Genomic DNA, 14,720 nt, shown 5'->3' with positions numbered 1-14,720 from the left:
CGACGAGGATCTCGAACGGGCCGCCGCCGGGCGCGGCGAGGTTCGTCAGTTCACTACGTCATCTACGGACGGCGACTCGTTGCGGGACAGGTTGATGCCCAGGTTGGCGGCCGCGCGCTCGAGATCCTCGTCGTCCGAGTCACGCATCTCGATGGCCGCGCCGTCGCTGGAGAGCACCTCGACGTTGAGGCACAGCGACTGCAGCTCTTTGAGCAGCACCTTGAACGACTCCGGGATGCCCGGCTCGGGGATGTTCTCGCCCTTGACGATCGCCTCGTACACCTTGACCCGGCCGAGCACGTCGTCGGACTTGATCGTCAGCAGCTCCTGCAGCGTGTACGCCGCGCCGTAGGCCTGCATCGCCCAGCACTCCATCTCACCGAAGCGCTGGCCACCGAACTGCGCCTTACCACCGAGCGGCTGCTGGGTGATCATCGAGTACGGGCCGGTGGACCGGGCGTGGATCTTGTCGTCGACCAGGTGCAGCAGCTTGAGGATGTACATGTAGCCGACCGCGACCGGGAACGGGAACGGCTCGCCGGAGCGGCCGTCGAACAGCACCGCCTTCCCGTCCTCGCCGACCAGCCGCTCGCCGTCCCGGTTGGGCAGCGTCGAGCCGAGCAGGCCGGTGATCTCGTCCTCCTTGGCGCCGTCGAACACCGGCGTGGCCGTCAGGGTGTTCGGCTCGGCCTCGTAGAGCTCCTCCGGCAGCCGGCTGGCCCACGTGGCGTCGGCCTCGATCTTCCAACCCTGCTTGGCGATCCAGCCGAGGTGCGTCTCCAGCACCTGGCCGATGTTCATCCGGCGCGGCACGCCGTGCGTGTTCAGGATGACGTCGACCGGGGTGCCGTCCGGCAGGAACGGCATGTCCTCCACCGGCAGGATCTTGCCGATGACGCCCTTGTTGCCGTGCCGGCCGGCCAGCTTGTCGCCGTCCTGGATCTTGCGCTTCTGCGCCACGTACACCCGGACCAGCTCGTTGACGCCCGGCGGCAGCTCGTCCTCGTCCTCCCGGCTGAACACCCGGATGCCGATGACCTTGCCGGTCTCGCCGTGCGGCACCTTGAGGCTGGTGTCCCGAACCTCGCGCGCCTTCTCGCCGAAGATCGCGCGGAGCAGGCGCTCCTCCGGGGTCAGCTCGGTCTCGCCCTTCGGGGTGACCTTGCCGACCAGGATGTCGCCGGCGCCGACCTCGGCGCCGATCCGGATGATGCCGCGCTCGTCGAGGTCGGCGAGCACCTCCTCGGACACGTTCGGGATGTCCCGGGTGATCTCCTCGGCGCCCAGCTTGGTGTCGCGCGCGTCGATCTCGTGCTCCTCGATGTGGATCGAGGTGAGGACGTCCTGCTCGACGAGGCGCTGGGACAGGATGATCGCGTCCTCGTAGTTGTGCCCCTCCCACGGCATGATCGCGACCAGCAGGTTCTTGCCGAGCGCCATCTCACCGTTCTCGGTGCACGGGCCGTCGGCGATGACCTGGCCGGCCTCGATCCGGTCGCCCTCGGCGACGATCGGCTTCTGGTTGATGCAGGTGCCCTGGTTGGACCGGCGGAACTTGTGCAGCCCGTAGGTCTGCCGGGTGCCGTCGTCGGCCATCACCGTGACGTAGTCCGCGGACAGCTCCTCGACCACGCCGGACTTGCTGGCCACCACCAGGTCGCCGGCGTCCACCGCGGCACGCAGCTCCATGCCGGTGCCGACCAGCGGCGCCTCGCTTCGCAGCAGCGGCACGGCCTGACGCTGCATGTTCGCGCCCATCAGCGCGCGGTTGGCGTCGTCGTGCTCGAGGAACGGGATCATGGCCGTGGCCACGGAGACCATCTGCCGCGGCGAGACGTCCATGTAGTCCACGTCGAACGGCTCGATGAACTCGACCTCGCCGCCCTTCTTGCGGACCAGGACGCGCTCCTCGGCGAAGTGGCCCAGCTCGTCGAGCGGCGCGTTGGCCTGCGCGATGACGTGCCGGTCCTCCTCGTCCGCGGTCAGGTAGTCGATCTGGTCGGTGACCTGGCCCTCGACCACCTTGCGGTACGGCGTCTCGATGAAGCCGAACGGGTTGACCCGCGCGTAGCTCGACAGCGAGCCGATCAGGCCGATGTTCGGGCCCTCCGGCGTCTCGATCGGGCACATCCGGCCGTAGTGCGAGTGGTGGACGTCGCGGACCTCCATGCCGGCCCGCTCCCGGGACAGGCCGCCGGGCCCGAGCGCGGACAGCCGGCGCTTGTGCGTCAGCCCGGCGATCGGGTTGGTCTGGTCCATGAACTGGGACAGCTGCGAGGTGCCGAAGAACTCCTTGATCGCCGCAACCACCGGGCGGATGTTGATCAGTGTCTGCGGCGTGATCGCCTCGACGTCCTGGGTGGTCATCCGCTCGCGGACGACGCGCTCCATGCGGGAGAGGCCGACCCGGATCTGGTTCTGGATCAGCTCGCCGACCGTGCGCAGCCGCCGGTTGCCGAAGTGGTCGATGTCGTCCACCTCGACCGGGATGGTCTCGCCGTTGGCCGCGTTCATCGAGGTCTCGCCCGCGTGCAGCCGGACGAGGTACTCGATGGCGGTGACGATGTCCTCCTCGGTCAGCACGCCGACGTCCTGCGCCACCGTGAGCCCGAGCTTCTTGTTGACCTTGTAGCGGCCCACCTTGGCCAGGTCGTAGCGCTTCTCCTTGAAGAACAGGTTCTCCAGCAGGGTCTGCGCGCTCTCCTTGGTCGGCGGCTCACCGGGACGCAGCTTGCGGTAGATGTCCAGCAGCGCCTCGTCGGTGCCGGCCGTGTGGTCCTTCTCCAGCGTGGCCAGCAGCGTCTCGGAGAACGAGAACCGCTCGCGGATCTGCTCGGTGCTCCAGCCGAGCGCCTTGAGCAGGACCGTGACCGGCTGGCGGCGCTTGCGGTCGATGCGGACCCCGACGGTGTCGCGCTTGTCGACGTCGAACTCGAGCCAGGCGCCGCGGCTGGGGATGACCTTGACGGTGAAGACGTCCTTGTCGGTGGTCTTGTCGACGGCCGTGTCGAAGTAGACGCCCGGGGACCGGACGAGCTGGGACACCACGACCCGCTCGGTTCCGTTGATTATGAAGGTGCCCTTGTCGGTCATGACCGGGAAGTCACCCATGAACACCGTCTGGCTCTTGATCTCGCCGGTGGTGTGGTTGGTGAACTCGGCGGTGACGAACAGCGGCGCCGCATAGGTCATGTCCTTGTCCTTGCACTCCTCGACCGAGGCCTTGACCTCGTCGAAGCGCGGGTCGGAGAAGGAAAGGGACATCGAGCCGGAGAAGTCCTCGATGGGGGAGATCTCGTTCAGGACCTCCTCGAGGCCCCCGATGGGATTGTCGTCGCCGGCGTCGATGCGTCGCTGAAACCAGGACTCGGCTCCGGTGAACCACTCGAACGACTGAATCTGCAGGTCTAGCAGGTTGGGGGTGCCCAGGGGTTCACGGATCTTCGCGAAGGAGACCCGGCTGGGAGCTCCGGGGATTCCTGAGTTCGATGCAGTGGAATTGGTCGCAGTGGCCTTGGTCGCGCGGGAGACTGCCAAGATGCGTCCTTCCAGGACTATGAGCGGTCTGAGCAGCCGCGCTAGCAAGTGGTAGCGCGCCTGTCAAGGGTGCGGTGGTACCCACCAGTCTAGGGCATGCGAAAGTGGGCAGCGCAAAGGGGCAGTCTAGCCATCAAACCGGCGACTGTCCAGGCCCGCCGCTCAACCGGTCCTCCCGCTGGAGTGCGTGCTGACAAACAGCGTGACCCTGCCACGCCGTCGAGTCAAGATGCCGCGCCATGATCCCTACCTCTGGTCGAGTAATTAGCTACCCAGAGTTGCTGGTAGAGGCGGGCAAACCCGTTCCGCGCACGCAACCAGGATCGCAACCCGGCGGAAGCGCCCGGCGCCGGACCGTCAGCACTGCGGGGCCGCTTGGCCGTTGGGCAGGGGTTGGCCGAGCATGTCGATGTTGGTGATCTTCCAGGTGCCGTTCTGCCGCTCGGCGTTGATCCCGAACTGGGCGCCGCTGGCGGTGGTCTGGTTCTGATCGGCGCGGGTGGTGCGCTGGTCGACGAAGACCAGCAGCGCGGCGCGGTCGCCCTCGAGGCGGGTCACGCCGATCTCCCGCACCTGGGTGGTGAGGACCAGCTTCTGCTCCGGAGCGAGCTTTTTGACCTGGCCGTAGAGCTGCTCGTACTCGCACAGCGCCTTGCCGGTCAGGTTCTCCTGGACCGCCTTGGCCGTGCTGTCCAGGTCGGTGTAGTTGTAGGTGAACGCCTTCTCGACGGCGGCCCGCAGCTGGCGGACCACCTCGCTCTGGGTGGCCGGGTCGATCAGGGCCCTGTTGTTGACGTCGGCGCCCTCGCTGCGGCTGGTGGCCTTGCCGTGGAAGATCACGGCGAGCACGGCGAGGGCGACGGCGAGCACGCCGAGCGTGACCGCCCAGCCGAGGGTGGTGTCCCGCCGGGTGCGGACGGGCTCCGCGCCGGCCACCTCCGCCTCGGCCTCGGCGAGGTCGACCGGTCGGGCCCGGCCGGTCCAGCGGTGCTTGCCAGACGGCCGCGACCTGGCCGGCTGCTCGTCCGGGCTCTCCTCGGCGGCACTCTCCTCGGGGGTCGGCGCGCCGATCACCGGCTCGGAGATCACCTCGGTGTCGACCGACTCCGGCCCGGTCGCGTCGGCCTCGACCGGCGGCTCCTCGATGTCGACCGGCGTCGGGGTCGGGGTCGGGTCGGTCGCCTCGACGGGCGCCGGCTCGACCGGGGCGATCTGCTGGTCGGTGTGGTCGGCAGCGGGCTCGGTGCGCTTGCCGGGCGCGGCACCCGGCCGGCGCAGACCGGCCACCCGCGGCCGCCGGGTCGGCGGCGTCGTGGTTCGGGGGTGGCGGCGGGTCGGGGGCAACTCGGGATCCTCTCGACGAAGTCAGTTGCGGGCGAAATCCACCGGGCCGATGCCGGACAGCTTCCAGCCACCGTCGGTGCGCTGCAGGGAGCCCTGGATCCGCAGGTACTTCTTGTCCTGCTGCTTGCCCTCCGGGATGACGGTGACCTCCACCGCGGCAATCACGGTGGCGGTGCCGTCGAACTCGTTGAGATCGGTCACCGCGAGGGAGAGCACGTTGCCGGACGTCACGGTCTTCGCGGCCTCGATGGCCTGCTTGCTGCTGGCCCGCCGGCCGATCACCTCGTCGTGCAGCGGGCCGACCGAGGCCGCCTCCCAGTTGTTCAACCCTTCGTCCACTTTGTGGTAATCGAGCGTGTGGAATGTCTTGATCGCCTCGCGGGACACCCGGTCGACCTCGTCGCGGACCTTGGCCCGGTCGAGTGACGGGTCGTTGCTGGCCTTGATCCAGGCGACGGCGAACCAGGTCGCGACCGCGGCGGCAGCGACCACCAGCGCGATCGCGCCGAGCAGCAGGGGACTCTGCCACCGCTTGCGGGCGGCGGGCTCCGCGCCGTCGTCGACGTTCGTCATGATTCTCCAGACTAGATCTCAGCTGACCAGGCCGAGTAGCGAGGCCAGGCTCAGCGGGCTCAGGCCCGGCTCGGACAGGGTGCCGGGGACGCTGCGCCGGGCCAGCTCGGCGAGCTGCTCCCGCGGGCGGTCGGCATTGGCCGCGATCTCGGCCTGGCTTGGCTCCCGGGGCACGCCGTTGAACGGCGCGTTCTGCGAGCCGCGCACGGAGATCGGGCTGCCCGGCGGCTCCGCGCAGTAAGTCCGCTCCGGCGTCGACGGCGCCGGGCCGGTCTGGTTGCCGTCGCGGCGCACGGTGCTCTCGTAGCCCCGGGTGCACGGCGGCGGGTCGAACAGGTTGAGCGCGAGGCCCAGGTGCGCGGTGCCGTCGCCGGAGGCCAGCAGGCCCTGCGCGGCGGCGGCCAGCAGCGGGTAGGCGACCAGCGAGTACTCCACCCCGTCGTTGCGCACCAGCACGATGTTCGCCGTGGTCAGCAGGTTGGCCAGGACGACGGACAGGCTGTTGCCGGACTCGAACAGGAAGGTGGACACCGAGTTGGCCGCGGGCGGGGTGGCGGCGATGAGCCGCCGGATGTCCGGATCTGAGGTCTTCAGCTGCTCGGCAAGCAGCCGCAGGTCATGGCCGAACGCGGTGATGTTGGACGCCTCCGCGTTCTGCGTGTCCAGCACCGTGCCGCCGGTGTTGATCAGCTGGATGGTCTGCGGCAGGTTGGCGGTGGCGGCCTTGGTGAGGTCGCGCGTGCTGTCCAGCAGGACCTGCAGGTCCTGGCCGGTTCCCTTGAACGCCAGGTAAAGCTCGTCGACCACGGTGCGCAGTGCGTCGGTCGGCACCGACGTGGCCAGGCTGTCCAGGTCGCGCAGCACGGTGTCGGTGGGGACCGGGGTCTTCGTGCGGTTCGCCGGGATCACCGAGTCGCCGGACAGGTAGGGCGCGGCGTCGGTGCGCGGGCGCAGGTCGACGTACTGCTCGCCGACCGCCGACCGGTTGGCCACCACCGCGTCGAGGTCGGCCGGGATGGCCGGGGCGTCGGGCTCGATGTTCAGGTCGACCTGGATGCCGTCCCGGGTGAGCCGGATGTCCCCGACCCGGCCGACGTTGAACCCGCGGTAGGTCACCTCGGCGTTGCTGAAGATCCCGCCCGACTCGGCCAGGTTCATCCGGACCGTGTACCCCTCGGCGCCGAACACCTTGCCGAGGTCGGTGAACCGGAACGCGGCGTACACCACGGCCAGCACCGCGATCACCGCGAACGCGACGAGCTGCAGGCGAACCCTCCGAGTGAGCATTACTTGCATCCCCCCAACAAGGCCTCGAGGATGCCGCAGGCGCCCGTGCTCCCGGACGGCTGCTGCTGCGGGCCGGCCTGACCGGCGCCGGTCGACGGGAGCGGCGAGCCGGTTGCCGCGCCCTGCTGCCCGCCGGTGAGCTCGCCAAGGATCGGCAGGTCGCCGAGCGGGTTGTTACGCGACCGGCTCAGGTTGTCGATCACCGACTGGAGGTTCAGGTCGATCTTGGCGAACAGGTTGAAGTAGTCGCCCCGGACGTCGTTGACCGCCTCGTCCGGGAACGGGATCGTCAGCAGCAGCTCGAGCGCCTTGGGCAGGTCGTTGCCGGCCTCGCCGAGCTTCTGCAGCGCCGGCATGAGCGCCTTGAGGTCGGCGACGATGTCCGCCTGGCTCCGGTTCACCGTGTCCACCGCGACCGCGGACAGCGCGTCCAGCGCCTGCAGCATGGTGACCAGCTGGGAGCGCTGGTCGGCAAGCACCTGCAGCCCGGGGCCGAGGTCGTCGATGGCGGTGGCGATCTGGTCGCGCTGCGTGTTGAGCGTGCCGGCCAGCCGGTTGAGCCCGTCGATGGCCCGGGTGATGTCGGTCCTGCTGGCGTCCACAGTGGACACGAACGTCGTCACGTTGTCCAATGTGGACCGAATGTTGGCCTCGTTGCCCTCGAGGGCGGCGTTGAGCTCCTGGGAGATCTTCTGCAGCTGGTCGACGCCGCCGCCGTTGAGGAGCATGGACAGCGCGCCGAGGACCTCCTCGACCTCGGTGTTGCGGTTGGTCCGGTTGACCGGGATCAGCGCGCCGTCGGTCAGCGTGCCCTGTGGTTGCGGTGGCGTGGACAGATCGATGAACTTCTCCCCCAGCAGGCTGGACTGGCGCAGCTTGGCCGAGGCGTTGGCCGGCAGCTTGACGTCGCCGTTGACCAGCAGGGTCACCTCGGCGGTCCAGCCGTCCGGGGCCAGGTTGATCTCCTCTACCCGGCCGACGGCCACCTCGTTGACCTTCACCCCGGACTGCGGCACCAGGTCGAGCACGTCGGTGAACTGCACCTTCACCCGGTACGGGTGGTCGCCGACGTCCGCGCCGCCGGGCAGCGGCAGGTCGTAGATGCCGGTGAACCCGCACCCGCCGAGGGCGAGCACGCCGGCGCAGAGGAGGGCGGCCATGGCACGAGGTCTCATCGGGTCGCCCCCTCGGTGCCGTACACCGCGCTGGCCAGGGGCAGCGGCAGCGGCGGGAGCTTGCCCTGCTGCAAGGACACGATCACCTCGGCCGGCGACGGCAGCGGCACGAGGCCCTGCACCACCGGGGCGAGCGAGTCGCAGGTCTCGGCGAGCACGGGTGGCAGCTGGGCCGGCGTTCCCTGCCGCAGCAGGCTGCACACCAGCACGATCGGCGGCTGGGTCAGCTCGTTGATGTTGCTGCGGGCATCCAGCGTTCCGGCCGACCCGTTGTACGAGTTGATGATGTTCGACAGCGCCAGCGGGGCCACGTCGAGCACCTCGGCCAGCGCGGCCCGCTGGTCCACCAGCACCTGGGTGACCGAGGCCAGCTTGTCCACATTGGACTTGAGCTTGGCCCGGTTGTCGTCGATGAACTGCCGCACCATGCCGAGCGCGACGCCAAGCTGGTCGACCGCGGCGGCCAGATCGGCCCGCTCGCCGGCCAGGAAGTTGGTCACGTCGGTGACCTGCTGGGAGAACTGGCGCACCGCGGAGTCGTTGGCGGCCAGCATGGTGGTGAACCGCTGCAGGTTGTCCACGGTGGCGAACAGGTCGTCTGAGTTGCCGGACAGCGTGCTAGACAGCCGGCTGAGCTGGGTCACGGTGTCGTTGAGCGCCTGCCCGTTGCCCTCCGCGTTGCGCGCCAGCGTGGTGAGCAGGTCGGACAGCGCGCCATCCTTGTTGACCCCGTTGGGGCCCAGCGTGGTGGACAGCCGGTTCAGGCTGGCGTAGAGGTCGTCGACCTCCAGCGGGGTGGACGTGCGCTCGCGCGGGATCACCGAGTTCACGGGCAGCTCGGGCCCGCCGGTGTAGGCCGGGGCGAACTGCACGTACCGGTCGCTGACCAGCGACGGGGCGACGATCACCGCCTTGGCGTCCGCGGGGATCTTCACCCCCCGGTCGACCGCCACCTCCACCAGCACCCGGTCGCCCTGCGGCGTGACCTTCTCCACGGCGCCGACCTTCACGCCGAGCACCCGGACGTCGTTGCCCTCGTACAGGCCGACGACGCCGTTGAACACCGCGCTGTACCGCTTGTCGTTGGCCTCCCGCAGCACCCACCACAGCGCCGCGGCGATCACAAGGGCCAGCACGACGGCGATCGCCACGACGCGGGCGAAGTCCTTGCCACCTCGGGTGTCGATGGTCATCGGTTGACCCTCCCCAGGCAGCCCTGCTCGTTGATCCCGGGGATCGGCGCGGCGGGCGGCAGCAGACCGCAGATGTAGTTGTCGAACCAGTGCCCGTTGCTCACCGCGTTGTTGAACAGCCGCACGAACGGCGCCATGTTCTTGATGCCGTTGGCCAGCGCGTCGCGGTTGCGCTGCAGCATCGCGGTCAGCTGGTCCAGGCTGGTCAGCACCGGGCCCAGCTGGCCGTTGTTGTCGTCCACCAGCCCGCGCAGCTCCTTGGACAGCGCCACCGTGCCGTCCAGCAGCGCGCTGATCGCGTCGCGCCGCTTGCCGATCTCGGCCAGCAGCAGGTTGCCGTCCTCGAGCAGCTTGGCCACCTCGGCGTCCCGGTCGGCCAGCGTCTGGCTGATCTGCCGGGTGTTCGACAGCAGCCGGGCCAGCTCGGCGTCGCGGGAGGCGACCGTCGTCGACAGCGACTGGAGGCCGGCCAGCGCGCCCTTCACCTCGTCCGGGGTGTCGGCGAACGTCTCGGCGATCACCTCGAAGCTGCGGGCCAGCTGCTCGGTGTCCACCGCGTTGACCGTCTCGGCCAGCCCGCGGAACGCCTCGAGCACGTCGTAGGGCGCGGTGGTGCGGGACAGCGGGATCCGCTGGTCCGGGTCGAGCACGCCGGACCCGTCCGGCTCAAGCGACAGGTACTTCTGGCCGAGCAGCGTCTTGATCTTGATAGCCGCCGAGGTCCGGTCGCCGATCCAGGCGTCCTTCACCCGGAACGTCACCACCACCCGGTCGCCGTCCAGCTCGACGTCGGACACCTTGCCCACCTTGACTCCGGCGATCCGGACCTCGTCGTCCGGGGCCAGGCCGGCCGCCTCGCTGAACTCCGCGCTGTACGCCGTGCCGGCGCCGATGATCGGCAGGTCGTCGGAGAACATCGCGGCGATGAACGCCAGCGCGATGACGATGATCCCGATGACACCGATCGTGATCGGGTTGCGTGACCTGAACGGCTTCATCAGGTGCACCTCGCCAGGTTCGCCTTGGCGATCGGAACGTTGACCGGCTGGGTGATCAGGCCCGGGATGACCACCGCGCCCTCCGCCGAGCAGAGGAAGAAGTTGAACCACGACCCGTAGCTGACGGTCCTGGTCAGCGTCGCGGTCTTGGTCGGCAGGAACTGGATGAAGTGCTCGACCTCCTGCTCGTGCGCGTTGAGCCGGTCGGTCAGCACGCCCAGGTTGGCGATGTCCTGCTTGAGCGGGGCGCGGGCCTCCTCGAGCAGGCCCGCGGTGGTGTTGGCCAGCCCGCCGAGCGCCTCGACCGCGTCGCCGATCGGCTCGCGGTCGGCGGCGAGGCCGGACACCAGCCGCTGCAGGGTGGCGATCAGGTCGGACAGCTCTGGTCCGCGGGCGTTGACGGTGTCCAGCACGCCGTTGAGGTTGCCGATCAGCTCCCCGATCACCTTGTCCTTGTCGGCAAGCGCGGTGGTCAGCGAGGCGGTGTGGGCCAGCAGGCTCTCCACCGTGCCGCCCTCCCCCTGCAGCACCTGGATCAGCTCGTAGGACAGCTTGTTGACGTCGTCCGGGTTCAGCGCCCGGAACAGCGGCTTGAACCCGTTGAACAGCTCGGTGAGGTCCAGCGCCGGGCGGGTGCGCTCGATCGGGATGTTGCCGCCCGGCTCGAGCACCGCGTTCGGGTCGCGGGCGACGCCTTGGCCGAGCGAGATGTACCGCTGGCCGACCAGGTTGCGGAACTTGATCTGCGCGGTGACGCTGGCCGGCAGCTTGCGGTCGGCGCCGACCGAGAAGCGCACCTCGGCCTGCTTGCGGTCGACGATGCTGACCTGTTCGACCTGCCCGACCCGCACTCCGGCGATGCGCACGTCGTCGCCGGGCAGCAGCAGCGTGGCGTCGGAGAACCGGGCCGTGTAGCTGTTGGTCGAGCTCAGGTTCAGGTTGGCGATGCTGATCGCGAGCACCGACGTGGCCGCGATCGTGACCACCATGAAGATCGCCAACTTGGTCAGCGGGGCGGCGAGGTTCCTCATCGGAACGACACCTCCGCCCCGCGGAACAGCGGCCCGATGAGCAGGCTGCTCCACCCGGGCACCCCGCCCGGATCCGTGCCCAACTCCGGGGCCAGCAGGTTGGCCAGCAGCTCGCGTTCCTGCGGGGAGTTCGGCAGGCCGAGGCCCGCACCCGTCGCGGCGGACGGGATCGTGGCCGGCGGCGGCGTCTTGTCGCACGACTGCCGCGGCGGCGGGGTCGGCGAGGTGCCGTCGCGCAGCGGCCCCTCCGGCGGCTGCTCGGGGAACGGGACGCAGTAGTCGGCCGGGTCGTAGCAGCGCGGGCCGCGGTGCTCGTCGAACCGCGGGGTGTCCTCGCCCGGCTCGTACGGGCCGCGGTTGACCACGATCTCGATCGTCGCGCTCAGCCCCGGCGGCCCGGCGCCTCGGCCGAGCAGCTCGTTGGCCGGGTCGACAAGGCCGGCCATCTGCTCCATGAAGCACGGCACCTCGGGCGCGTACTTGGCCAGCAGCTCAAGCGTGGGCCGGGACCGGTCGGCGAGCTGGATCAGGTTGTCCTTGTTGGCCCTCAGGAACGCGTCGAGGTTCTGGGTGGACGTGGTCAGGCTGGCGTACAGCTCGTCGAGGTTGGCCCGCTGCTCGACGACCGTCCGCGAGGTGACGGTCAGGTCGTTGAGCGCGGTGATGATGTCCGGGAGCGCCTCGGTGTAGGTGTCGGACAGCTCGGCCAGCGCGGCGACGTCGTGCTGCAGCTGCGGCAGGTGCGGGTTCAGCTCGCCGACCAGCCGCCCCAGCTCGGCCATGGTCTCGCCGAGCGGCTTGCCCCTGCCGTCGAGCGCGGTGGCGATCGCGGTCAGCGTGCTGGACAGCTTCTCCGGCTGGACGGCCTGCAGCACCGGCAGCAGGTGCTCGAGCGCCGCCTCCAGCTCCACCGCCTTCTTCGACTTGTCCTGCTGGATGACGTCCCCGCCGCGCAGCGGCACCGGGGCCGGGTTGTCCGGGATCTGCAGGGCCACGTAGCGGTCCCCGAAGAGGGTCTTGGGAATGAACTGGGCGGTGACGTTGCGCGGGATCAGGTCGACCTTCTCCGGGTCCAGCGCCAGCTCCAGCTCGGCGCCGTCGGCCTTCGGGGTGATCTTGCGGATCTCCCCGACGATCAGGCCGCGGACCTTGACGTCACCGAGCACGTTGAGCTGGTTGCCGACCTTGTCGGTCTGCAGCGTCACCGTCACGAACGGCGTGAACGCCTTGTTGTACATGGAGATGGACAGCGCGATGAGCGCCGCGATCAGCACGATGAACCCGACGCCGAGGAGCCGGCGCCGCACGGTCACACCCGCCTGCGAGCTCATCCCGCGATCCTCACCGTCACCGTCGTGCCCCAGATCGCGAAGCCGATGAAGAAGTTCAGCAGTGCCGCGGTCACGATCGTGGTGCGCACCGACCGTCCCACCGCGACACCCACGCCGGCCGGGCCGCCGCTGGCCCGGTAGCCGTAGTAGCAGTGCACCAGGATGATCGCGACACTGAAGATCAGCACCTTGCCGAACGACCAGAACACGTCCTGCGGCGGTAGGAACAGGTTGAAGTAGTGGTCGTAGGTGCCCGCCGACTGGCCGTAGAAGTACACCGTCACGGTGCGCGAGGCGAGATACGAGCTGAGCAGCCCGATCACGTACAGCGGGATGATCGCGATGAACCCGGCGATGATCCGCGTGGTGACCAGGAACGGCAGGCTCGGCACGGCCATGACCTCGAGCGCGTCGATCTCCTCGGAGATGCGCATGGCGCCCAGCTGCGCGGTGAACCCGGCGCCCACCGTCGCCGACAGGGCGAGGCCGGCGATCAGCGGGGCGACCTCACGGGTGTTGATGTAGGCGCTGGCGAAGCCGGTGAACGCCGCGGTGCCGATCTGGTCCAGCGCCGCGTAGCCCTGCAGGCCGACGACGGTGCCGGTGAACACGGTCATGCCGATCATCACGCCGATGGTTCCGCCGATCACCGCCAGCGCCCCGCTGCCGAAGCTCACCTCGGCCAGGATCCGCATGGTCTCGCTCGTGTAGCGGCGCAGCGTGCGCGGGATCCAGGCCAGCGCGCGGAGGTAGAACGAGAGCTGGTCGCCCAGCTGGTCCAGCATGCCGAGCGGGGCCCGTGCGGCGCGCCGTGCGGCGTCGGGAATCTGGGCCATCCGTCAGCTCCCCTTCTGCGGCACGACGGTCAGGTACACCGCCGTGAGCACGAAGTTGACGAAGAACAGCAGCAGGAACGTGATCACCACGGACTGGTTCACCGCGTCCCCGACGCCCTTCGGGCCGCCCTTGGGGTTCAGGCCGCGGTAGGCCGCGACCACCCCGGCGATGAACCCGAACACGACCGCCTTGATCTCGCTGATCCACAGGTCGGGCAGCTGGGCAAGGGCGGAGAAGCTGGCCAGGTAGGCGCCCGGCGTGCCGCCCTGCAGCACCACGTTGAAGAAGTAGCCACCCATCACCCCGACCACGCTGACCAGCCCGTTGAGCAGCACCGCGACCACGACCATGGCGAGCACCCGCGGCACCACCAGCCGTTGGACCGGGTTGACGCCGAGCACCTCCATGGCGTCGATCTCCTCGCGGATGGTGCGCGCGCCGAGGTCGGCGCAGATGGCCGAGCCGCCGGCGCCGGCCACCATCAGCGCGGTCACCACCGGCGCGGCCTGCTGGATGATCGCCAGCACGCTCGCGGCGCCGGTGAACGACTGCGCGCCGAGCTGCACGATCAGCGTCCCCAGCTGCATCGCGACCACCGCGCCGAACGGGATGGCGATCAGCGCCGTCGGGATGATCGTGACGCTGGCGATGAACCAGCACTGCTGGATGAACTCCCGGAACTGGAACGGCCGCCTCGGGATGTTGACCAGAACGTCGAGGCCAAGGGCGAACAGCCGGCCGGTCTCACGCAGTGCTCCGGCACCGGGGAACTTCCTCGCCGGCGCGGTCGGCGCGGTCATCGGCATTGTTCGCTCGCAAGCTCGCTCACGCGTCATCACCCGCCCCGGGCCGGGGCGACCGCCAGTCCGACTCCGGGAGCCGGGCGATCTGCCGATCACCGAGATCACCCTGGAAGCGCTGCGGGTTCGGCTCCGGCTGGGGCGCGGTGCGCGGTCGCGGCGACGGGCGGACCGGCGGGGTCGGCGCCGGGGGCTCGACCGGTTGCCGCACGGTGCCCGCGGTGACCAGCATGTGCGGGTGCACGCCGTAGCGCCGCTGCTCCTCCGGCGTGAGCGACTCGATGATCCCCTCCTGCGCGGCCCGCGGCAGCGTGTGCAGGATGCTCATGACCCGGTCCTTGCGGCGGCGCACGGCCATCCGTTCCGGCAGCCCGGGGGTCGGCTGCAGCTGCGGGACGATCCCGCGCACGTCCTCGTCCGGCGAGCCGTCGGAGTGGCCGGCCGCGGCGTGCGCGGCCTCCGCGGCGGCGGTCGCCTCGTCCTTCTCCTCGGACATGCCGATCGGACCGAGCCGCCGGCCGTTGAGGAACTGCTCGACCACCGGCTCGTCCGACGTCAGCAACACCTCCCGCGGCCCGAACATGACCAACTCCCGGCGAAACAGCATGCCCAGG

General features: G+C 69.7%; 11 protein-coding genes and 1 pseudogene. All 12 read right to left on the bottom strand.

What is annotated here, in order from left to right:
- Positions 1 to 45: 45 nt before the first annotated feature.
- Positions 46 to 3,537 carry a DNA-directed RNA polymerase subunit beta gene (locus VGX25_RS01410; protein ID WP_326915654.1) on the bottom strand — a complete coding sequence of 1,164 codons (3,492 nt, stop codon included), beginning with the start codon at positions 3,535 to 3,537 and terminating at the stop codon, positions 46 to 48.
- Positions 3,538 to 3,894: 357 nt separating this feature from the next.
- Positions 3,895 to 4,881: a hypothetical protein gene (locus VGX25_RS01405; protein ID WP_326915653.1), complete on the bottom strand. Its 987-nt coding sequence runs from the start codon at positions 4,879 to 4,881 to the stop codon at positions 3,895 to 3,897.
- Positions 4,882 to 4,902: 21 nt separating this feature from the next.
- Positions 4,903 to 5,454: a hypothetical protein gene (locus VGX25_RS01400; RefSeq protein ID WP_326915652.1), complete on the bottom strand. Its 552-nt coding sequence runs from the start codon at positions 5,452 to 5,454 to the stop codon at positions 4,903 to 4,905.
- 18 nt (positions 5,455 to 5,472) lie between these two features.
- Positions 5,473 to 6,741: an MlaD family protein gene (locus VGX25_RS01395; protein ID WP_326915651.1), complete on the bottom strand. Its 1,269-nt coding sequence runs from the start codon at positions 6,739 to 6,741 to the stop codon at positions 5,473 to 5,475.
- Positions 6,741 to 7,901: an MCE family protein gene (locus VGX25_RS01390; protein WP_326915650.1), complete on the bottom strand. Its 1,161-nt coding sequence runs from the start codon at positions 7,899 to 7,901 to the stop codon at positions 6,741 to 6,743. Before VGX25_RS01390 ends, VGX25_RS01395 begins: the two co-directional genes overlap by 1 nt.
- Before the next feature lie 11 nt (positions 7,902 to 7,912).
- Positions 7,913 to 9,109 (bottom strand): MCE family protein, encoded by a 1,197-nt coding sequence (locus VGX25_RS01385; protein WP_326915649.1) that lies wholly within the window; start codon positions 9,107 to 9,109, stop codon positions 7,913 to 7,915.
- Positions 9,106 to 10,107 (bottom strand): MCE family protein, encoded by a 1,002-nt coding sequence (locus VGX25_RS01380; RefSeq protein ID WP_326915648.1) that lies wholly within the window; start codon positions 10,105 to 10,107, stop codon positions 9,106 to 9,108. The genes VGX25_RS01385 and VGX25_RS01380 overlap by 4 nt, the downstream gene beginning before the upstream one ends.
- A complete protein-coding gene (locus VGX25_RS01375; RefSeq protein ID WP_326915647.1) occupies positions 10,107 to 11,138 on the bottom strand; it encodes an MCE family protein in 1,032 nt (343 codons plus the stop codon). The genes VGX25_RS01380 and VGX25_RS01375 overlap by 1 nt, the downstream gene beginning before the upstream one ends.
- Entirely contained in the window at positions 11,135 to 12,469 is a 1,335-nt protein-coding gene (locus VGX25_RS01370) for an MCE family protein (protein WP_326915646.1), read from the bottom strand. The genes VGX25_RS01375 and VGX25_RS01370 overlap by 4 nt, the downstream gene beginning before the upstream one ends.
- Positions 12,466 to 13,305 carry an ABC transporter permease gene (locus VGX25_RS01365; protein WP_326915645.1) on the bottom strand — a complete coding sequence of 280 codons (840 nt, stop codon included), beginning with the start codon at positions 13,303 to 13,305 and terminating at the stop codon, positions 12,466 to 12,468. Before VGX25_RS01365 ends, VGX25_RS01370 begins: the two co-directional genes overlap by 4 nt.
- Positions 13,306 to 13,308: 3 nt before the next feature.
- Positions 13,309 to 14,106, bottom strand: a complete 798-nt coding sequence (locus tag VGX25_RS01360) for an ABC transporter permease (protein WP_326915644.1) — start codon at positions 14,104 to 14,106, stop codon at positions 13,309 to 13,311.
- A 25-nt stretch (positions 14,107 to 14,131) separates the two neighbouring features.
- Positions 14,132 to 14,720: pseudogene (locus VGX25_RS01355) on the bottom strand (ABC transporter ATP-binding protein); the annotation flags it as partial.

This window comes from Actinophytocola sp., from assembly GCF_035942955.1.
Lineage (GTDB): Bacteria > Actinomycetota > Actinomycetes > Mycobacteriales > Pseudonocardiaceae > DASYTH01.
Note: the sequence above shows the minus strand (reverse complement) of the source record. Positions and strands in the feature narration are given on the sequence as shown.